Below are 19896 nucleotides of genomic sequence, written 5' to 3'. Positions count from 1 at the left end.
TGCCGATAATCGCTGCATGACCGAGCAGCCGATGGCGTCGCCCCTTCCTCTTCCTCTCCCGTCGCTCAGACGCCGGCCGGCGGCGCGCCTGCTGGTGCAGTCGCCGGACGGTTGCATCCTGTTGTTTCTCGCCCGTCACGCCCACGGGCCCTATGTGGGCCGCGACTATTGGGCCACGCCGGGCGGGGGCGTGGAGCCGGGCGAGAGCTTCGAGCAGGCCGCGCGCCGCGAACTGCGCGAGGAGGTGGGCGACTACCCCGGCACGTTCGGCGCGGAAGTCGCGCGCCGCGAGTTCGAGATGCTCATGCCCGACGGTGAGCGCGTGCTGGCCGAAGAGCGCTATTTTCTGGTCCGCATGGACAAAGTCGAGCCGCAGCAGGCGGGATGGACCGAAGTGGAGCGTGGCTGCATTGCCGGGCACCGGTGGTGGGAGATGGCGGAGCTGGCGGCCAGCAGCGAGCGTATCTTTCCGCCGCAGATCGTGGCGCTGGTCGAGCGGGCGCGGCAACTGGACGGTCAGCCCTGAGGGCGTGCCGGCCGCCGATCGCCAGGGGCGGGCGCATGCCGGTGCAAGGATCGCGGATTTGGGCTGCATGCTGCAGTCGTGCGCTCCTACGTGCGCCGGCGAGGCCAGCGGCAAGACTGCTCAGGCCGCAAGACGCGCGGCGCTGCAGGACGGATCGGACAATGAATACACAACAAGCCGGCCCAGCCGGCACCGAACACACGACCCATCACCACGAGGGCGAGAGCGAAAGCGACGAACGCGCCAGGCACCTGCCGTCGAAGGCCGCGGCGGTGCACGAAATCATCTGCGAACATGGGGAAAAGGAACTGCGGCGCGATGCCATGGCGCTGCTGTGGTCCGCCCTGGCCGGCGGCATCACGATGAGCACGTCGTTGGTGGGCGAGGGCGTGTTGATGGCTTATCTGCCCAAGGGCGACCCTTTTTTCCTGATTTCCACGCTCGGTTATCCGCTGGGCTTCATGCTGGTCATCACTGCGTCGCAGCAGCTGTTTTCCGAAAACACCGTCACGCCGGTGCTGCCGGTCATGACCAAGCCCAGCCTCTACGGCCTGTGGCGGCTGGTGCGGCTGTGGATGCTGGTGCTGGCGGGCAATGTCTGCGGCGCGGCCGTGGCGGCCTGGGTCTTTGCGGTGCTGCCGGTGTTCCCGGGCCCGGTGGATGCAGCGTTTCAGGAGCTGGGCGTCAAGCTCATGGAGTACGACGCCTTCACCATGTTTTCAAAAGCCATTCTTTCGGGCTGGCTGATTGCCACGTTGGTGTGGGTGCTCAGCAGCATCGACCAAGGCAAGATCCTCATGATCTTCATCGTGACCTACCTCATGGGCCTCGGCGATTTTCCGCACATCATCGTGGGCTCGGTCGAGGTGCTCTATCTCATGTTCCTCGGCAAGCTGGCCGTGGCCGATGCGCTGTGGACCTTCGGCGTGCCCACGCTGCTGGGCAACCTTCTGGGGGGGACGGTGATCTTTGCACTGATCAGCCATGCGCAGGTCCGCAACGACATCGAGTGATGCCGTGCCGATGCTGCGGCCCGTTCAGTGGCGCGGAGCGGCTGGGGGTTTCGGCACGGGCGGGGGAGCGGATGCAGTTGCAGAAGCGGTGGCGGGTGCCGATGCCGCCGGCAGACCCGGACGGGCCGACGCGGCCTGCGGCGGACGGGTGCGGCGCGTCGCGGCACGCTTGAGCACCATCTCGTTGACCGCTTTCAACGCGGCCTGCCGTTCCTCGTCTTCCTTCTGCTGGCGTTTTCTGTGCTCGGCGGCCTTGCGATTCTTTTCGGCCTGCTCGATGCGCTCGATGCCCAGCAGCAGACCTTCGTAAGCCTGCTGCACCGCATTCGCCACGGCTTGTGCCGTGAGGTTTTCGCGGGCGGGTGCGCGCTTGGCCAGCAGCGTCGCGGCCAAGGTGGCAACGGGGTTGATCAAATCCTTTTTCATCGGGTGGAATTCCTCAACGTACTGCTCTCGAAATACAACGACTCGAGTATGCCGCACGAATCTGAAGGCAACTTGACGAAAACGTGGCGCACAGCCGAATTCTCGAGCGCCGCACGGACGGTGCCCGCGTGCGCCGAGAGCGCGGCGTGAACGGTCTCAGCCCTTGCGGTCCGAATGCAGTTCAGAAGGGGGTTTGAGGCGTCCACTGTCCGCACCTTCGTCGTCCCAGGTGCCACCCTGACGCACGGGGTGAGGACCATTCGGGCGGCTCTCGTCGCCATCGTCGAAGTCCAGAGGCTGGGGCGGTGCCGACTGGTCGTCGATGCCCGTGGTGTCGTCGCGCCATTCGTCATCCGATCCGTCGTCGTGGCGCGAACTCGCTTGGCCTTCCAGGGGCCAGGTCTCGCCCGGCTCGATTTCGTCCTCGGGCGTGGCCAGGGTGTCGGGATCGACGGGCAGGTTGGGTTCTCCATCGTCCACGGGATGGCGGGTGTCGTCGGGGCGGCTGTTCTTGGGGTTCGGGTTGGCCATGGGGTCTCCTGTCTGTGCTTCGGCATTGCATGCGAAAGAAATACGGATGCATGAACGCATGGTGCGCTCGGGACGGGGCCGTGCCTGTCGGCGACGGATGGGCAAGGCGGGTAGGAAGAGGCCGGTCATGACGCGAACCGGCCTGCGTGCAGTGCATAAGAAAAGAAACAATGCATCGTTGTTGAGGCTGGGGCGAACTCCTAAGGTGGATGAACACACAACTTCCATCCGAGGTCCACGATGTCAGCTACGCTCGAATCCGTCACCGCTTACGCCCCTGCAGCAAGTGCTCGTGAAAAAAGCCCGGCGGTCTCCGATCTGCGAATTCTTCCCCAGTCGGGCTGGACCGGTGCCGAGATCCAGGGGGCCGATTTGAGTCGCCCTCTGCCGCCTGCGCATTTCAAGGCGATCAAGGAGGCCTTGCTGCGCTGGAAAGTGGTGTTCTTCCGCAACCAGAATCTCGACCACGCCGGCCAGATCGCGTTCGGCCGGCAGTTCGGTCCGGTGACGCCCGGCCATCCCTACGAGGGCGATGTGGCACCCGCAGGCTTTCCCGAGATCCATACCGTCTCGCCCGACGCCTACGCCAAGCGCTATGGCCCGAACTACCAGAAGCAGGTGGGCGCCAACGGCCCGGGCTGGCATGCCGATGTGACGCCGCTCATCAACCCGCCAGCTTATTCCATCCTGCGTGCCGAGGCGGTACCGCCTTACGGCGGCGATACCCAGTTCACCAATGTCGCGGCGGCCTATGCGGGATTGGCCGAGCCGATCCGAAAGTTCATCGACGGCCTGCGCGCCGAGCATCGTTTTGGGGCGAGTGTCGGTGCCGAGCGCAGCCGCGAGAAGATCGGCGATCTGGTGCGCAGCAATCCGCTGGCCTCGATCCATCCGGTGGTGCGTGTGCACCCCGAGACGGGAGAGAAAGTGCTGTACGTCAATCCCAGCTTCACCAAACAGATCGTCGGTGTCTCGGCGCGTGAAAGCCGCCATCTGCTCGACCTTCTGTTCGAGCAGGCGGTGATTCCCGAGTACACCGCGCGCTTTCGATGGGAGCCCGGCAGCGTGGCGTTCTGGGACAACCGCGCTGCGCTTCATCTTGCGCCCCGTGACTTTGCGCATGTGGAGGGCGACCGCATTCTTCACCGCATCACCCTCGAGGGCGATGTGCCGGTCGGCCCCGACGGCAAGCCTTCGGAGTCGATCGAGGGCGCGGCCTTCAAGGGAGCCTGAGGCCCCATGACGACTTCTGCAGAAGCAAGCCTGCAGCGGGTGAGCCGGCCCGCCCGTCTGCGCGACGACGGCGCGGGTGTGCACGTATCCGCACCAGTTGCCGCACCGGCCGGCGGCTCGCTCGATCGGGTCGATCCGCGTCTCGACGGCCCGGTCGCCGCCACGGCCCCCCGCATTCCGCGGTCGCTCCAGCGGCTGTCCGGTCCCTTGCTGGCACTTGTGGTGTGGCAACTGCTGTCCTCGTTCGAAGTCTTCGATCCACGCACCACGCCCAGCCCGCAGACCGTGGTGATGACGGCGGCCAGTCTGCTGGCGTCCCAGGAACTGCAGGGTCACCTCGCGGCTTCGCTGGTGCGTGTGCTGAAAGGCCTGGCACTGGGGTTGTCGATCGGGGTGAGCAGTGCCGTCGTGGCAGGTCTCACCCGCTGGGGCGAGAACGTGATCGACACCAACATGGAAGTGCTGCGTGCCGTCCCGAATTTTGCGCTGCTTCCCGTGCTGATCGCGTGGTTCGGCATCGGCGAGGAGCCCAAGGTGGCCCTGATCGCCTTGAGCGTGCTGGTCGTGATCTACATCAACACCTTCAGCGCCATCCGGAACGTCGACGCCTCGCTGGTCGAGGCGGCGCGAACCTTCGGCGTGAAACGGCGTGAACTGGTCACCGCGGTCATCCTGCCCGGGGCTTTGCCAGGCTTTCTGGTCGGGCTGCGGTTGGCTCTGACGGCCGCCTGGCTGTCGCTGATCTTTGCCGAGACCATCAATGCACCCATCGGACTGGGGCGGCTCATGAGCGATGCGCGCGAGTATTTCCGCATCGACGTCATCTTTGTGCTGCTGGCCGTCTATGCCTTGCTGGGATTGCTGTCTCTTTCGCTGGTCCGCTTTCTCGAGGCCCGCCTGTTGACCTGGCGGCGTGCATTCGATGGCACCTGAATCGCTTGTCCCTGCCACGGGCTCTTTGCCGGCGTCCCACCTGGCCGTATCGGCCTACGGACTGAACAAGTCGTTTGGCGAGCGGCCGGTGCTGCAGGACTTCACGCTCGAGATGGAGCCCGGCGAATTCGTCGCGCTGCTGGGCCGCAGCGGTTCGGGCAAGAGCACGTTTCTGCGTGTGCTCGGGGCGCTGGATGCGGACGCGAGCGGCGAGGTGCAGGTGCCCCGGCGGCGTGCCGTCGTCTTTCAGGAGCCTCGGCTGATGCCCTGGCTTTCGGTGCTGCGCAACGTCACCATCGGACTGCCGCAGACACGCCAGACCGTGAACCTGGGGCTTGCCGCACTGGCCGAGGTCGGATTGGAGCGGCACGCGCAGGCGTGGCCGCGTACGCTGTCGGGCGGCGAGGCACAGCGTGCGGCACTGGCCCGGGCACTCGTACGCGAGCCTCAGCTCCTGCTGCTCGACGAGCCCTTCGGTGCCCTCGACGCGTTGACCCGCATCCGCATGCACGCGTTGCTGCGGGAGCTCTACCGCAAGCACCGTCCGGCCGTGCTGCTGGTCACCCATGACGTCGATGAAGCCATCCTGCTCGCCGATCGTGTGCTGGTCCTGCAGGACGGCCGGATCTCGATGAGTGTCGAGGTCCGGCTCGAGGAGCCTCGGCACCGGTCGGCCTCTGGCTTTGCCGCCCTGCGCGAAACGTTGCTGTCCGAGCTGGGCGTGGTGCCCGACTGAGCAGCGATGTCGCCGGTTCACCGACTTCGCATTTTCAAACTCTCAATGTCAACGGGCTCATCCTCATGATGTTTCCTTCCCTCTCCCTTTTCAAACAGGCCGCCGCGGCCGTTGCCGCCGGCGTCCTGGCTTTCGGCGTCCATGCTGCGGAATCCGCCGATGCGCTTGCTGCGGCCGTGCCCAAGGGGACTCGGCTGGTGGTCGCCGAGCAAAGCAGCCAGGCCTCCATTCCGTGGAAACTCTCGGGCGCCGACCAGGGAGTGCCCTACGACATCAACTTCGCCAACTTCAATGGCGGCCCTGCCGTGCTCGAGGCCTTGATCTCCGGTGGGGTGGACATCGGTTATATCGGCGAAGCGCCGTTGCCCATCGCCGTGGCCAGCGGCGTCAAGGATCTGGTCGCCGTGGGTCTGATCGCGAATCCGGGCAGTCCTTCGAACACCTATCTGGTGGTTCAGCCCAACAGCGGGATCCAGTCCGTTGCGGATCTGCGCGGCCGCACGGTGGCGTATCCGCCCGGCACCGGCCGGCACATGATTCTCTCGGGGCTGCTGCACGAGCAGGGATTGAGCCTGAACAAGGAGGTGAAGGGCGTGCAGCTCGCAGGCTCGGAGGTCGCACCGACCTTTGCGTCCCGTTCGGTGGATGCGGCCATCGTGCTCGGCAACCAGTACTTCAAGCTCGGTTCGCCGCCCATCATCGGCGACGGGCGCGGTCACAACTGGGGTCTCGGCGTCATCCTGGTCCGCAAGGCCACGCTCGACAATCCGGCGAAGACGGCCGCAGTCGCCGACTTCCTGAGGCGCGCCGTTCAGTTCTACAACTGGCAAGCCAAGAACCCCGACGCATGGATCAAGGCGACCTACGTGCAGCAGCAAGGCCTGAGCTTTGCCCAGGGCAAGCGGCTGGTCGACGAAGCCGGCTTCGGTACCTTCTACCCGGTCGACCAGGAAGTCGTCTCGGTGTTCCAGCAGATCGCCGACGGGCTGCGCGAAACCGGGGCTCTGAAGACAAAAGTCGACATCGCCCCCTACGTCGACGGTCGTTTCAATGCCGTCGTCGCCGAACAGAACCGGCGCGACGGCGTGACGCCCAAGCCGCTGCTCGAAACCGACGCCGCGGCGAAGTCTGCCAGGCGGTGAGGGGGCTGGTTGGACAACCCCGCTTGGGTCAGACATTTGCCAAAAAAATAAGCACCTAGACCGTGAGGCCTAAGTGCTTGTGCAAATTCGATATTTCGATGGTCGGAGCGGAGAGATTCGAACTCCCGACCCACTGGTCCCAAACCAGTTGCGCTACCAGGCTGCGCTACGCTCCGACACGAAGCTCGCCATTGTAGCGGGTTTTTGGCAGGCGCCTGGACTCGGCATGGGCTCAGGCTTTCTGGGCAAATTGCCAGGCCAGTCTGGCCAAGGGGACGGCGCCCCGAGCCGACGCCATGGCCTGTGCGCTCGAGGCCGTGCCGTCTTCCACGCGCTTGGCGATGCCTTGCAGGATGGCGGCCATGCGAAACAGGTTGTAGGCGAGGTAGAAGTTCCAGTCTTCGCGCAGGGCAGCAGGATCGGCCAGGCCGGTGCGTTCGCAATAGCGGCGGATGTAGTCCGATTCGGAGGGAATGCCCAATGCCGCCAGATCCAGTCCGCCGATGCCCCGGAAAGCGCCGGGCTCGATGTGCCAGGCCATGCAGTGATAACTGAAGTCGGCCAACGGATGGCCCAGGGTCGAGAGTTCCCAGTCCAGCACCGCCACGATGCGCGGCTCCACCGGATGGAACATCAGGTTGTCGAGCCGGTAGTCGCCATGCACGATGGCCACCGGCCCGTCGCCGCACGCGCTGGCCGGCATGTTGCGGGGCAACCAGTCCATCAGCCGGTCCATTTCGGGGATCGGGCGGGTGATGGATGCGGTGTACTGCAGGCTCCAGCGCTTGATCTGGCGCGCGATGTAATCGCCCGGCTTGCCGTACTGCGCCAGCCCTGCGGCCTGTACATCGACGCCGTGCAGCGCGGCGATGACGCGGTTCATTTCGTCGTAGAGGGCTCCGCGCTCGGACGGCGTGGCGTCGGGCAGCGACTGATCCCACAGCACGCGGCCACGCATGTCCTCCATGATGAAAAAAGCCCGCCCGATCACGGATTCATCCTCGCACAGGCACACCATGCGTGGCACGGGCACATCGCTGCCGGCCAGCGCCGCCATCACGCGGTACTCGCGCTCGATGGCGTGAGCCGAGGGCAGCAGACGTGCCACGGGGCCGGGCTTGGTGCGCATCACATAGGTCTGGCCTGGCGTCGAGAGCCGGTAGGTGGGATTCGACTGCCCGCCCGGAAAACGCGCCAGCGCCAAGGGGCCCGCGTAGCCTTCGACATGGCTGTGCAGATAGGCGTCGAGCGCGTCGCAGTCGATGGCCGTGGCGGTGGCGGTGGACGGCGAGAGTGACGGTTCCTCGGGTCTTGGCGATGCCTTTGTGCTCATGAGCCGCTTTCTCGCCTGCGTTCAGCCGGCATCCGAACTGACGATGCCCAGCAGGGCCTGCCGGTTGCGGATGACCAGGCCGCCGGGTTCGATGCGGATGATGTGATCGCGCTCGAGCGACTTGAGCTCCTGGTTGACGCGCTGGCGCGAGGCGCCCAGCAATTGCGCAAGCTCTTCCTGCGCCAGTTGCAGGCCGATGCGGATCTCGTTGCCGTCGGCCAGGCTGGGCAGGCCGTAACTGCGGGCCAGATGCAGAAGCTGCTTGGCCAGCCGTGCGCGCAGGGGCAGGGTGTTGAGGTCCTCGACCAGCCCGAAGAGCTGGCGGATGCGCCTGGCCTGCAGGCGGGTCAATGCTTCGTACAGCTCGCTGTGCTGGGCCAGTATGCGCTGGAAGTCGGCCCGTGCCACGCACAGCGCCGTGGTGTCGCCGTGGGCATAGGCATCGTGCGTGCGCTGCTCGCCGTCGAACATCGCCACGTCGCCGAACCACACGCCGGGTTCGACATACGTCAGCGTGATCTGCTTGCCGGTCAGCGAGGTCGAGCTCACGCGCACCGCGCCGCGGGCACAGGCCATCCACGACTCGGGCGGATCGCCGCGGGCGGCAATGAGTTCGCCGTCCCTGTAGCGCTTGACATAGGCGCATCGCAGGATGTCGTGGCGCAGGGACGGCGAGAGCGTGGAGAACCAGCGCCCCGCGTTGATCGCTGCACGTTCTTCGATATTGAGAATGGGCTCATCCATGGCGTGTCTTGAGAGTGACTGCGAAGGCGCAAGGCACCTGTTTGAAGCGAGGGCTTCACTCTCACATGCGTGGCCGATACTGTGAATGGGGTTTCCCATGACGCGATGCAGCATGACGCTGCCGGCCGTTGTCTTTCAGCGGTTCGCTGCACCGGCCCGAGGCGCCTTCAGGGTGCCTGCTGCGCCACGCTGTCGCGCAGGCGGTCGCGGCTGCTCGACAGGTGCAGGCGCAGCAGGGCGCGCGCGGCATCGGGGTCGCGGCGTTCGAGCGCGTAGCAGATGTGGTCGTGTTCGCGGTGCATGCGTTCGCGCAGCGAGCTCAGGGCCTTGCCCTCGAATTGGCGCGAGCGCAGTTGGGCGCGCGGAATCAACAGGCCGCCGATGTAGTTGAAGAGGCGCACGAACTCGGGGTTGTCCGTCGCCTCGGCAATGGTCCGGTGAAAACGCAGGTCGGCTTCGAATGGCTCCTCGCCCTGGTCGATGGCCGCCAGCATGTCGTCGATGGCCTGGCGCATTTCGTCGATCTGGCGAGGTGTGCGGCGCAATGCGGCCAGCGCGACCGCCTCGGACTCGACCGCGATGCGCAGCTCCAGAACGTTGAGCAGCGACTGCGCGGCCGTCAGGCTTTCGGGCCGGATGGCAAAGGAGTCGGCCAGCGGGGCGGCCTGCTCGACCACAAAGATGCCGACGCCCGGCACGGTGGTCACCTTGCCGCTGGCACGCAGGTTGGCAATGGCTTCTCGCACCACGGTGCGGCTCACGCCGAACTCTTCGATCATCGCCTGTTCGCTGGGCAGCCGCTGGTCTTGCGGATAGAGGCCCGTGGCGATGTGGTCGGCCAAGGTGCGGGTGATGCGCTCGGTGAGGGTTTCGCGTCGGCTCATGTCGGGGCGTGGTTGGCTGGGAATGGAGTCGACCCATCATATGGCATGGTACGGGTTGACTCATATGATGGGTTGTCGTCGGTCCCTGTGATAACAGTCTGAATCCCTGAATTCATGGTCGATTTTCGCTTGTATAAAGGGATAACCCGGAATCGAGAGGTCATATGATGGGTTCAGAATGGGTGTCACGAAAAGACGTCATATGACGTGGCGTCTCCATCACTTCCTTACCACTCGACAAGCATGAAAATCGAAAGCATCAAAGGCCAGGTCTTCACCTTCCCATCCCGTCGGACATCCGACAGCGCAGGGCATTCCCACCCCAGCGACACCGTCACACAGGCCAAGCTGGCGATGCTGACGCTCACGGCCGAAGACGGCACGGCCGGCCGCGTGTTGGCGCCGGTCGAAGTGATTCGTCCTTTCGTGATCAACAGCTTCGGACGCAAGGTGCTGATCGGTCAGGATCCCATGGACCGCGAGCGCCTGTGGCACGACCTGGAGCACTGGCAGCGTGGCAGCGCCGGACAACTGACCGAGCGCGCCCTGGCCGCATTCGATCAGGCCCTGTGGGATCTCGCCGCGCGCAAGCTCGGGCTGCCGGTCTACAAGCTCATCGGCGGCTATCGCGACAAGGTGCCCGCCTATGGCAGCACGATGTGCGGCGACGAGCTCAAGGGCGGCCTGTCCACGCCGGACGAGTACGCGGCCTTCGCGGTCAAGCTGGTGCAGCGGGGCTACAAGGCCATCAAGCTGCACACCTGGATGCCGCCGGTGTCGTTTGCGCCCAGCGTCGAAATGGACATCAAGGCCTGCGAAGCGGTGCGTGAAGCGGTCGGGCCGGACATCGCGCTGATGATCGACGGCTACCACTGGTACAGCCGGATGGAGGCCTTGAAGATCGGCCGTGCGCTCGAGCGCCTGAACTTCACCTGGTTCGAGGAAATGATGAGCGAGCAAAGCATCGCTTCGTACGCCTGGCTGGCCGGGCAGCTCGATATTCCCATCCTGGGCCCCGAAACGGCCGCGGGCAAGCACTGGACGCGCGCCGACTGGGTCAAGGCCGGGGCCTGCGACATCCTGCGTGCCGGCGTGCCGGGCGTGGGGGGCATCGGCCCGACGCTGAAGGTCGCCCATCTGGCCGAGTCGTTCGGCATGGATTGCGAGGTGCACGGCAGCAGCGCGGGCAACCTGGCGGTCTGTGCCGCCATCAAGAACTGCCGCTGGTACGAACGCGGCCTGCTGCACCCCTTCCTGGATTACGACGAAGTGCCTCCCTACCTCAACAGCCTTTGGGATCCGATGGATGCCGACGGTTATGTCCACCTGTCGCAGAAACCCGGTTTGGGCGAGGACATCGATCTCGATTACGTCGAAGCCCATACGATCGAGACGTACTGAAAACCCGAGGCGATTCCCGGGATGCAAAACAAAGGAGACAACGTGGCAGAAGATCCGACAAAAGCCATGACCCCCGTGTTCCGTGCGGCCGAGGCGGGCCGGGTGCTGGCGGCCGGCGTGCGTGCCGGTGTGCTGGCCCTGGGCACCGCGTGTGCGCTGGCCCTTGCCCTGCCCGCCGGGGCTTTGGCCAAGACGCCGCAAGACCAGCTCATCGTCGGCATGAGCATGAACAACCTGCTGTCGCTCGACCCGGCCGCTGCCACCGGCAACGACGTGGTCGAGATCGCGGCCAACCTCTACGACTACCTGGTCGAGCTCGACCCGCAGCGCCTGACCGACGTCAAGCCCGGCCTGGCCGAGCAGTGGGAGATCGCTCCGGACGGCCGCCAACTGACTTTCCACATCCGTTCGGGCGTGACCTTCCATTCGGGATATGCCTTGACCGCGCACGATGCGGCCTGGTCGCTGCAGCGGGTGCTCAAGCTCAATCTGGCGTTGGCCACGGCCTGGAAAAGCTATGGCTTCAACGCCGGCAATGCCGAGCAGCTCATCGCCGCACCGGACGATCGCACGCTGGTGATCCGGCTGCCGAAAGCCACCGACCCCAAGCTGGTGCTGTACACGCTGGCCACCAGCGTGAGCAGCGTGGTGCTGGACCGCCGGACGGTCATGGCGCACGACCGCAACGGCGACCTGGGCCATGCGTGGCTGAGCACCCGCGCGGCGGGCTCGGGGGCATTCAAGCTGGACGAATGGCGCGCCAAGGACGTGCTGCTCATGAGCCGGTACGACGGCTATTGGCGCGGCCCGGCCCGGTTGCGCCGTGTCGTGATGCGCCACATGACCGAGTCGCAGGCCTTGCGCCTGATGATCGAGCGCGGCGATATCGACATCGCGACGGGCATGTCCGTGCCCGACATCCAGGCCCTGCAACGGGCCGGCGACCTGGTGAGCGAAGGCGTGCAGCGCGGCACCATGTACTACGCGGCGGTCAGTGCACGCGAGGGGCCGTTTGCCGATGCGCGGGTGCGGCTGGCGCTGCGTTCGCTGATCGACTACCAGGGCATCAATGCGTCGATCATGCCGGGTTACGGCGTGCTGCATCAGCGACCGGTCCAACGCGGGCTGGATGCCACGCTGCCCGAGCCGGGTTATGCGCTCGACGTGGACGCCGCCCGGAAACTGCTGGCCGAAGCGGGTTACCCCCAGGGCTTCAAGACCACCATCCGCGTGCTGGCCGAATCGCCCTTCATCAACATCGCCACCAGCCTGCAGGCGACGCTGGCTCAGGCAGGCATCCAGGCGGCCATCCTGCCGGGCACCGGCAACCAGGTCTATGGCGCCATGCGCGAGCGCAAGTTCGACATCATCGTCGGCCGGGGCGGCGGCGGCGCCGAGCCTCACCCCCATTCCAGCCTGCGGGCCCTGGTCTACAACCCCGACAACCGGGACGAAGCGCGGCTGACCAACTTCCAGGGCTGGCGGACATCGTTCTTCAGTCCCGCAATCAATGCGCGGATCGAGGAGGCGGTCACGCAGGCCGACCCGGTGCGGCAGAAGGCGATGTACCAGGATATCCAGCGCGAGTTCGAGCGCGAGGTGGGCGCGATCTTTCCGATCTCGCAGATGCTGGACACGGTCATGCTGACGCGCGATCTGCGCGACTACCACGGCCACCCCGCCGTCACCACGCGGTACCACGAGGTCTACAAGCAGCGCTGAGGCCTGCCTCCGACGCCTGCCCGCGGGCCGGCGCTTCGTCCGAATCCAGATGGGAGCCGCCTGCTCAGCCGAGTGCACGGCGCCCCGTCCCACCGTACAAGGATCGCTCACATGTCTCATCTCGCTGCAACCCGGCCCTGGGCCGGCGCCCAGCCCCTGGCCGTCTGGGCCAGAAAGCTGTCGGCCATCGTGCTGACGTTGCTCGGTCTGCTGGCCTTGACCTTCATCATCGGCCGCGTCATGCCGCTCGATCCGGTTCTTTCCATCGTGGGGCCGGATGCCGACCAGTCCACCTACGAGCAGGTCTATCGCCAGTTGGGCCTCGATCAGCCCCTGTACGTGCAGTTCGTGTACTACCTGGGCGACCTGCTGCAGGGCGATCTCGGCAACGCCATCCTCACGGGCAATCCGGTCACCCACGACATCGCCCGTGTCCTTCCGGCCACGATCGAGCTGGCCAGCGCGGCCATCGTGCTGGGCACGCTGCTGGGCGTGCCGCTGGGTGTGTTTGCCGCCACGCACCGTGGCCGCTGGCAGGACCAGCTCGTGCGGGTGCTGAGCCTGACCGGCTATTCCGTGCCCATCTTCTGGTTCGGCATGATGGGGTTGCTGGTGTTCTACGCCTGGCTCGACTGGGTGGGCGGCGTCGGCCGCGTGGGCCTCGCCTTCGACGGCCTGGTTCCGCGGGTCACCGGCATGCTGCTGATCGACTCGGCACTGGCCGGGAACTGGGCAGCCTGGCGCAGTGCGCTTCATCACCTCGTGCTGCCGGCCTCCATCCTGGGCCTGCATTCCATGGCCTACATCAGCCGCATGACGCGCAGCTTCATGCTTTCGCAGCTGTCGCAGGAATACGTGTTGACGGCGCGTGTCAAGGGCCTGTCCGAGCGCGAAGTGATCTGGCGCCATGCGTTCCGCAACATCCTGGTCCAGTTGCTCACCATCGTGGCGCTGGCCTACGGCGGCCTGCTCGAAGGCGCGGTGCTCATCGAAACCGTCTTTGCCTGGCCGGGATTCGGCCAGTACCTCACCAGCAGCCTGCTGCTGGGCGACATGAACGCCGTCATGGGCAGCGTGCTGGTGATCGGATTGATCTTCATCGGCCTGAACCTGCTGTCCGATGCGCTGTATCGCGTCTTCGATCCCCGTACCCGATGAACGGCACAGCCGTCATCGTCGATTGACCTCAAGCATCATCTGACAGGACTCTTCATGGCCAGTCTTCCGACATCCCGGTCTGCCCTGGCGGCATCGGCCGATACACCCCGGTCCGGCGCCTGGCAGCGTTTCAGCGCACACCCCGTGTGCCAGGCGCTGCGCAAGCTGCGCCGCAATCGCCTCACGCTGGCCGGCCTGGCCGTGGTCGCCGGCCTGATCGTGGTCGCTCTGTTCGCCCCCTGGATCGCTCCCTACGATCCCGGTGCGCAGGATTTGCTGCGCGCGCTGCAGCCCCCCGGGGCGCAGCACTGGTTCGGCACCGACGAGTACGGTCGGGACGTTTTCAGCCGGCTGGTGCACGGCTCGCGCATCACGCTCTACATCATCACGCTGGTGGCGGTCGTGGTGGGGCCGATCGGCCTGGCCATCGGTGTGGTCGCGGGCTACTTCGGTGGCTGGGTCGAGACGGTGTTCATGCGCATCACGGACATCTTCATCTCCTTTCCGAGCCTCGTTCTGGCGCTGGCTTTCGTCGCGGCGCTGGGCCCCGGGCTGGAGCATGCGGTGGTCGCCATCGCGCTCACATCGTGGCCGCCGATCGCACGGCTGGCGCGGGCCGAGACGCTGTCCCTGCGCCATGCGGATTTCATCCAGGCCGTGCGTCTGCAAGGAGCCTCGGCCCCCCGCATTCTGCTTCGCCATATCGCTCCGATGTGCCTGTCGTCCGTCGTCGTGCGGCTGACCATGAACATGGCGAGCGTGATCCTGACGGCCGCCGGGCTGGGCTTTCTGGGCCTGGGCGCGCAGCCGCCGCTGCCGGAGTGGGGCGCCATGATCTCGACCGGCCGCAACTACATGATCGAGTGCTGGTGGCTGGTCGCCATGCCGGGTGCCGCGATCCTGCTCGTGAGCCTGGCTTTCAACCTGCTGGGCGACGGCTTGCGCGATGTGCTGGATCCCCGGGCCTGAGCCCGGCCGGCCGCCATTCAACAGAAAACGAAGACAGGAGACACGTCGATGACGACACCCCCTCTTTCCATTCCGCCGACCCGGGCAGGGGCGCGCGATCGCCACGAACCCTTGCTGGAGGTCGACAACCTCGACATCACGTTTGCCGGCGACGACGGCCCGGTGCACGCGGTGCGCGGCGTCTCGTTCCGGCTGGGGCGCGAGAAGCTGGCGATCGTGGGCGAGTCGGGTTCGGGCAAATCGACGGTCGGCCGCGCCATCCTTCGCCTGCATCCGGCCAGTGCCCGCATCACGGCAGACCGGTGCAGCCTGCAGGGCCAGGAACTGCTCACGCTGTCCGAGCGCGAAATGCAGAAGGTGCGCGGCCAGCGCATCTCCATGATTCTGCAAGACCCGAAATACTCGCTGAACCCGGTGATGCGGGTCGGCGAACAGGTCGCCGAGGCCTATCTCGCGCATCACCGCATCGGTGCCGACGAGGCCCGCCAGCGTGCCGTGGCGATGCTGGAGACGGTCCGCATCCGCGATCCCCGCCGGGTTTACGACCTCTATCCGCACGAGGTCTCGGGCGGCATGGGCCAGCGCATCATGATCGCGATGATGATGATCACGCGACCCGAAGTCATCATTGCCGACGAACCGACCTCCGCACTCGATGTGTCGGTGCGACGCCAGGTCCTGTCGACGCTCGACGGCCTGGTCAGCGATCACGGCATGGGACTGATCTTCATCAGCCACGACCTCAACCTGGTTCGCAGCTTCTGCGATCGGGTTCTGGTGATGTATGCCGGACGGGTGGTCGAGTCGATCGCTGCCGCAGATCTCGATCGGGCCCGCCACCCCTACACACAAGGCCTTTTGGCCGCATTGCCGCGCCTCGACAGGCGCCAGGAACGCCTGCCCACCTTGCAGCGCGATCCGGCCTGGTTGCAGGCTTCGAGCGAAGGAGTCTGCGCATGATGCCGAACACCGACACGGGGACGGAAAACGCTGCCCGCATGATCGATATCCGCGGGCTGGATCTCAGCTTCGGGCAGGGGGCCCGCAGCGTTCAGGTCTTGCGCGACGTGAGTTTCAGCGTCGCGCAGGGCGAGTCCTTTGGCCTGGTCGGCGAGTCCGGCTCGGGCAAGACCACGGTGCTGCGCTGCCTGGCCGGCCTGCTCACGCATTGGCGCGGAGAGCTGTCGATCGGCGGTCGGGCATTGGGCCGAACGCTGGATTTCGACCGCTGCCGGCTGGTGCAGATGGTGTTCCAGGATCCGTATGGCTCGCTTCATCCGCGCCAGACGGTGGCGCGGGCCCTGCGCGAACCCTTGATCATCCACCGCAAGGACCGGCGTGAACAGCGCATCGACGAGGTGCTGGTCAAAGTCGGTCTCAACCCGGGTTTCCGCGATCGTTTTCCGCATCAGCTTTCAGGCGGGCAGCGTCAGCGCGTGGCGATTGCGCGAGCCCTGATCCTCGAGCCGCGTGTGCTGCTGCTCGACGAACCGACCTCCGCGCTCGATGTGTCGGTGCAGGCCGAGATTCTCAACCTGCTGGCCGATCTGCGCGTGCGCGACGGACTCACCTACCTCATGGTCACGCATGACCTGAGCGTGGTCGCCCATCTGTGCGACCGCCTCGCGGTGATGCAGTCCGGCGAGATCGTCGAGACGCTCGACACGCGGACGCTGGCGCAGGGAACGCCCCGGCACGACTACACCCGCATGCTGGTCGAGGCCAGCCTGAGCTACAGCCGGGACATGGCCACCGCAGCCTAGCGGTCCTTTATCCGGCTGCCGGGCCGGGTCGCCGACACCCGGCGAGCCCCAGGCCCCCATCGACGCCCTTGCTTCTAAAAAGCGCTGAAACAGCGCGAGGGCGGAGCCACGCCTGTTGCTTCATCGCCTTCGAAAGGTGAGCCCCCGGCGTGTTGTGTTGAAACGAACGACAACGGAGACAAGACATGAAGAAGAGGACCTTGCGCTGTGCGGCGATCATGCTGGCGGCCCTGCCGGCGGCATCGGCCTGGGCCCAGTCGTCCAACATCATTTATGGCCGCGTGGACCTGGGCGTGCGCTACATGAAGGATGTGAAGGAACCCGATCGTCCGGCCCTGCGCATCGACGACAGCTCGCGTGGCCGTATCGGTTTTCGGGGCGTGGAGGATCTGGGCAACGGACTGTCGGCTTTTTTTCAACTGGAGCACCGGTTCTTTGCCGACACGGGCGTGCAGGATGGCGAGGGCATGTGGAAAGACAAATCCTGGGTAGGCCTCGAAAAGCAGGGCCTGGGCAGCGTTCGGTTCGGCCGCATGAGCAGCCCTGTCAACGAGCGCGGCGTCAGCGGACGTTTCGAGTCGTTCGGCGGCGACAGCCTGGCGGGCATGGGGACACGCGGCGCCGCTCAGAACGAGAAATGGGACAACACCGTCACGTTGCAGTCGGCCTATTTCAGCGGCTTCAGCGTCGCCGCTTCGTATGCCACCGGCGAGGGTTCGAGCCAGAAGGATCTGTACGGTTTCCAGGGTGAATACAAGGGCGACAGGCTCATCGTGTCGGTGGCCTGGCAGCGCGACACGAGGGCCCAAAGCGGTACGCGAGCCGCGGACGAATGGCAGACCGCCGCCTTGTCTGCCACCTACGATTTCACCCGTTTCGCGCTCTACGGCATTGCCGCGCGCAGCTGGGATCTGGGCGCCAGCGGTGCCGGACGTGCCGCGACCTACACCTTGGGGGCATCGGCTCCGCTGGGCGTCGGCGAAGTGCGTCTGTCCTACCAGGCCAGCACCCAGCGGCTCATGAATGGGGTAGACCGTGGCGGCGATGCACAGCGTCGCAGGGCCAGCCTCGGCTACGCCTATCCTTTCAGCAAACTCACTTCGCTGAACCTGTCGTTGCTGCACGACCGCTACCGGGTGTTCGGTTCACCCCGGCAGATCGGATCGGGCGGCGAAATCGCCTTGCGCAAGAACTTCTGAACAGCCGGCTTCGGCCGGGTTGTTCACGCCGTTGTTTCCCTGTCGCGGGCCCTTGATTCAGGGGCCCGCGCTCACGTGTCCATCGCGTTTTCCTTCATCGCCGGATCGAGACCGGTGTCGTCGAAACCCCTCATCACGCGGATAGGCCCGGGACGCCCATGGCGGCCCCGCGGTGCGTCGCTCCGGCAACAAGCCAGCTCAGGCAAATGAGCATGATTATTCTGCTCGGGTGCCGTCGTCGCGCTACCGGTCACCGGACAGGCGCGCGAGTCCTGGATATCCGACGATCCCCTTCGCGCTTGCCGCTGCGCCGGGTTGTTCGATGGTCCAGGGGGCTCTCAGACAACCTGACATTTCCACAACAGCGATCGCGATGAGTCAACTGATGAACGCCATGGTTTCTTCTTTTTTCACCGGAGCAGACGTGCCCGCGCTGCGTGAAGCGGGATGTCCACGGACGCTCGCCGGGCGGCCTGCCCTGCGCGAGCGCACCCGTCACCTTCCCGGTTCATGAGCCCTTGAACAGCGTGCCGTCCTGGCGCGCGACGCCCTCGGCATCTGCCGTTGTGCGAGCTTGATTCGGCGTGCAACGCCTCGAACGCATCGTCGATGCGGCGGGGGCGTGCACGGCGCCTTGCGACGGTTCGACGTCTGCACAGGCGCACAACGGGGTCCTCCTCATGGTGCCCCTGTGCGAACAGGATGGGCTTGCCCGTTCTGCTGTCTTTCGATGTTTTCCCCTCGACCTGCTCTGGCTTTGTCTGGCCCAAGGAGCGTTCCCATGAACAGCAATCTCTACAAACTTGTTTTCAGTACCCGTGTGGGTACGTGGGTGGCGGTGTCGCCGGTGACGCGTGCACGCGGCAAGGGCAGCCGAAGCGGGCCGGGTAGCCAGGCCTTGGCAGTGGTGATGGCGACGCTGGGCCTGCTGCCCGCGATGGCGCAAGCGGGGCTGGAGGTCGACGGCAATGCGTCGGCCGGCCAGCGCGCCGGCATCTCGCAGGCCGCCAACGGCGTGCCCGTCGTCAACATCGTCGCGCCGGGCAGCCAGGGCATCTCGCACAACAAGTTCACGCAGTTCGATGTCGACGCACGCGGCTTGATCCTCAACAACAGTCAAACCGACGGCATCTCGCAGATCGGCGGTTTTGTCGTCAAGAACGGCAACCTGGGCAACGGCCCGGCCGCCCGCGGTGCGCTGCTCGAAGTCAACGGCGGCGCCCCGAGCCAGCTGCGCGGAGCCCTCGAAGGCTTCGGCAACCAGAAGATGGACGTCTTCATCGCCAACGAGAGCGGCATCGTGGGCAACGGCGTCTCCAGCGTCAACCTCAACAGCCTCACGCTCACCACGGGGCGCCCGCAGCTCAACGCCGACGGCACGGTGCGCTTCGACGTGCGCGGTGGTCAGATCACGGTCGAGGGCAGCGGCATCAACACCAGCGGACTGAGCTACTTCGACCTGGTCGCCCGGGCCATCCGGCTCAACGCCCTGGTGGCCTCGCACGGCAGCACCGCCGAGATCCAGGTCGTGGCCGGCCTCAACAGCTACAACCCCGCGAGCCGCTCGTTCTACAAGTTGGCCGACGGCGGCGAGGGCGCGCCGGTGTGGGCCATCGACGGCAGCACGCTGGGGGCCATGTACGGGCGGATGATCCGCTTCGTGAGCACGGAGTCGGGACTGGGCGTGCGCCACCAGGGTGTCGTCGCCTCGACCGGGGACGTGCGCATCACGGCGGCCGGCGACCTCAGCGTGGCCGATGTGTATGCCAAGGTCGGGCTGCGGCTCGAGGGCGAGGGCATCGCCGTGGCGGCGGGCAAGCGGCTCGATGCCGATACGGTCAGCGTGCTGGCGCGGGGCGAGCTGGCCGTCGACGGCAGCCTCACGGGCGAGCGCATCGGGCTCGAGGCGCAGGCGTTGAACAACCGGGGCAAGATCGTCGCGGAGCGCGTGCTGGCCGTGCAGGCGGGTCGCGTCGACAACAGCGGGGCGCTGCAGGCGGGCGAGTCGATGAGCATCGATGCCACGGGGCGGCTGGACAACCGCAAGGGCGGCACGATCAGGGCGGGGGATGATCTGCTGCTGAAGGTCGGGGCGCTGGGCAACGAGGGCGGGGGCGTGCTGGCTGCGATCGGCGGCAAGGTCTCGGCGGTCGTGGCGGGGGATGTGAACAACGCGGGCACGG

At 66.1% G+C, this 19896-nt stretch carries 20 protein-coding genes and 1 tRNA gene; 15 read left to right on the top strand and 6 right to left on the bottom strand.

The genetic code is table 11. From position 1 onward, the window contains the following. The first annotated feature begins 16 nt into the window (after nucleotides 1-16). A complete protein-coding gene (locus tag EC845_RS19790) occupies nucleotides 17-526 on the top strand; it encodes an NUDIX hydrolase (RefSeq protein ID WP_370451362.1) in 510 nt (169 codons plus the stop codon). 161 nt (nucleotides 527-687) lie between these two features. Next, on the top strand, nucleotides 688-1539 hold the full coding sequence (locus tag EC845_RS19785; protein ID WP_123299882.1) for a formate/nitrite transporter family protein: 852 nt from the start codon (nucleotides 688-690) through the stop codon (nucleotides 1537-1539). A 24-nt stretch (nucleotides 1540-1563) separates the two neighbouring features. Here EC845_RS19785 and EC845_RS19780 read toward each other — a convergent pair whose 3' ends face one another. Together EC845_RS19780 and EC845_RS19775 are read right to left on the bottom strand one after the other, a co-directional pair. Continuing rightward, nucleotides 1564-1965, bottom strand: coding sequence for a hypothetical protein (locus EC845_RS19780; protein ID WP_123299881.1), 402 nt, complete (start codon nucleotides 1963-1965; stop codon nucleotides 1564-1566). Nucleotides 1966-2121: 156 nt separating this feature from the next. Next, nucleotides 2122-2496 carry a hypothetical protein gene (locus EC845_RS19775; protein ID WP_123299880.1) on the bottom strand — a complete coding sequence of 125 codons (375 nt, stop codon included), beginning with the start codon at nucleotides 2494-2496 and terminating at the stop codon, nucleotides 2122-2124. A 240-nt stretch (nucleotides 2497-2736) separates the two neighbouring features. Between EC845_RS19775 and EC845_RS19770 the strand changes: the two genes are divergently transcribed. The 4 genes from EC845_RS19770 to EC845_RS19755 all read left to right on the top strand — a co-directional run bounded on the left by EC845_RS19770 (nucleotide 2737) and on the right by EC845_RS19755 (nucleotide 6540). Next, on the top strand, nucleotides 2737-3729 hold the full coding sequence (locus EC845_RS19770; RefSeq protein ID WP_123299879.1) for a TauD/TfdA family dioxygenase: 993 nt from the start codon (nucleotides 2737-2739) through the stop codon (nucleotides 3727-3729). 6 nt (nucleotides 3730-3735) lie between these two features. After that, nucleotides 3736-4662 carry an ABC transporter permease gene (locus EC845_RS19765; protein ID WP_123299878.1) on the top strand — a complete coding sequence of 309 codons (927 nt, stop codon included), beginning with the start codon at nucleotides 3736-3738 and terminating at the stop codon, nucleotides 4660-4662. Further along, nucleotides 4652-5398, top strand: a complete 747-nt coding sequence (locus EC845_RS19760) for an ABC transporter ATP-binding protein (RefSeq protein ID WP_123299877.1) — start codon at nucleotides 4652-4654, stop codon at nucleotides 5396-5398. Before EC845_RS19765 ends, EC845_RS19760 begins: the two co-directional genes overlap by 11 nt. Nucleotides 5399-5463: 65 nt before the next feature. Next, nucleotides 5464-6540 (top strand): PhnD/SsuA/transferrin family substrate-binding protein, encoded by a 1077-nt coding sequence (locus EC845_RS19755; RefSeq protein WP_199739872.1) that lies wholly within the window; start codon nucleotides 5464-5466, stop codon nucleotides 6538-6540. 99 nt (nucleotides 6541-6639) lie between these two features. On the opposite strand, the gene EC845_RS19750 is transcribed toward EC845_RS19755, so the two are convergent. The 4 genes from EC845_RS19750 to EC845_RS19735 all read right to left on the bottom strand — a co-directional run bounded on the left by EC845_RS19750 (nucleotide 6640) and on the right by EC845_RS19735 (nucleotide 9501). Further along, nucleotides 6640-6716: transfer RNA gene (locus tag EC845_RS19750), tRNA-Pro, on the bottom strand. A 56-nt stretch (nucleotides 6717-6772) separates the two neighbouring features. Then, complete coding sequence (locus EC845_RS19745; protein ID WP_123299876.1) at nucleotides 6773-7873, bottom strand: phosphotransferase family protein; 1101 nt, start codon at nucleotides 7871-7873, stop codon at nucleotides 6773-6775. A 21-nt stretch (nucleotides 7874-7894) separates the two neighbouring features. After that, complete coding sequence (locus EC845_RS19740) at nucleotides 7895-8617, bottom strand: Crp/Fnr family transcriptional regulator (RefSeq protein ID WP_123299875.1); 723 nt, start codon at nucleotides 8615-8617, stop codon at nucleotides 7895-7897. A gap of 167 nt (nucleotides 8618-8784) precedes the next feature. Beyond that, the gene (locus EC845_RS19735; RefSeq protein ID WP_123299874.1) at nucleotides 8785-9501 is read right to left on the bottom strand and encodes a FadR/GntR family transcriptional regulator; all 717 of its coding nucleotides are present in this window, start codon (nucleotides 9499-9501) and stop codon (nucleotides 8785-8787) included. A gap of 243 nt (nucleotides 9502-9744) precedes the next feature. Between EC845_RS19735 and EC845_RS19730 the strand changes: the two genes are divergently transcribed. From EC845_RS19730 to EC845_RS19695, 9 genes are all read left to right on the top strand, one after another. Further along, nucleotides 9745-10902: a mandelate racemase family protein gene (locus tag EC845_RS19730; protein WP_123299873.1), complete on the top strand. Its 1158-nt coding sequence runs from the start codon at nucleotides 9745-9747 to the stop codon at nucleotides 10900-10902. A 66-nt stretch (nucleotides 10903-10968) separates the two neighbouring features. Further along, nucleotides 10969-12624: an ABC transporter substrate-binding protein gene (locus EC845_RS19725; protein ID WP_123300155.1), complete on the top strand. Its 1656-nt coding sequence runs from the start codon at nucleotides 10969-10971 to the stop codon at nucleotides 12622-12624. A gap of 111 nt (nucleotides 12625-12735) precedes the next feature. Beyond that, entirely contained in the window at nucleotides 12736-13782 is a 1047-nt protein-coding gene (locus EC845_RS19720; RefSeq protein ID WP_123299872.1) for an ABC transporter permease, read from the top strand. 54 nt (nucleotides 13783-13836) lie between these two features. Further along, nucleotides 13837-14751, top strand: a complete 915-nt coding sequence (locus EC845_RS19715) for an ABC transporter permease (RefSeq protein ID WP_123299871.1) — start codon at nucleotides 13837-13839, stop codon at nucleotides 14749-14751. 48 nt (nucleotides 14752-14799) lie between these two features. Next, complete coding sequence (locus tag EC845_RS19710; RefSeq protein WP_123299870.1) at nucleotides 14800-15711, top strand: ABC transporter ATP-binding protein; 912 nt, start codon at nucleotides 14800-14802, stop codon at nucleotides 15709-15711. 38 nt (nucleotides 15712-15749) lie between these two features. Further along, nucleotides 15750-16514, top strand: coding sequence for an ABC transporter ATP-binding protein (locus EC845_RS19705; protein ID WP_123300153.1), 765 nt, complete (start codon nucleotides 15750-15752; stop codon nucleotides 16512-16514). A 185-nt stretch (nucleotides 16515-16699) separates the two neighbouring features. Continuing rightward, a complete protein-coding gene (locus tag EC845_RS19700) occupies nucleotides 16700-17713 on the top strand; it encodes a porin (protein ID WP_123299869.1) in 1014 nt (337 codons plus the stop codon). A gap of 373 nt (nucleotides 17714-18086) precedes the next feature. After that, complete coding sequence (locus EC845_RS22420; protein ID WP_158615736.1) at nucleotides 18087-18227, top strand: hypothetical protein; 141 nt, start codon at nucleotides 18087-18089, stop codon at nucleotides 18225-18227. 267 nt (nucleotides 18228-18494) lie between these two features. After that, on the top strand, nucleotides 18495-19896 hold a 1402-nt coding region (locus EC845_RS19695), incomplete at its 3' end, for a filamentous hemagglutinin N-terminal domain-containing protein (protein ID WP_123299868.1).

Origin of the sequence: Comamonas sp. BIGb0124 (genome assembly GCF_003752175.1) — a bacterium.
GTDB lineage: Bacteria > Pseudomonadota > Gammaproteobacteria > Burkholderiales > Burkholderiaceae_C > Comamonas_F.
Note: the sequence above shows the minus strand (reverse complement) of the source record. Positions and strands in the feature narration are given on the sequence as shown.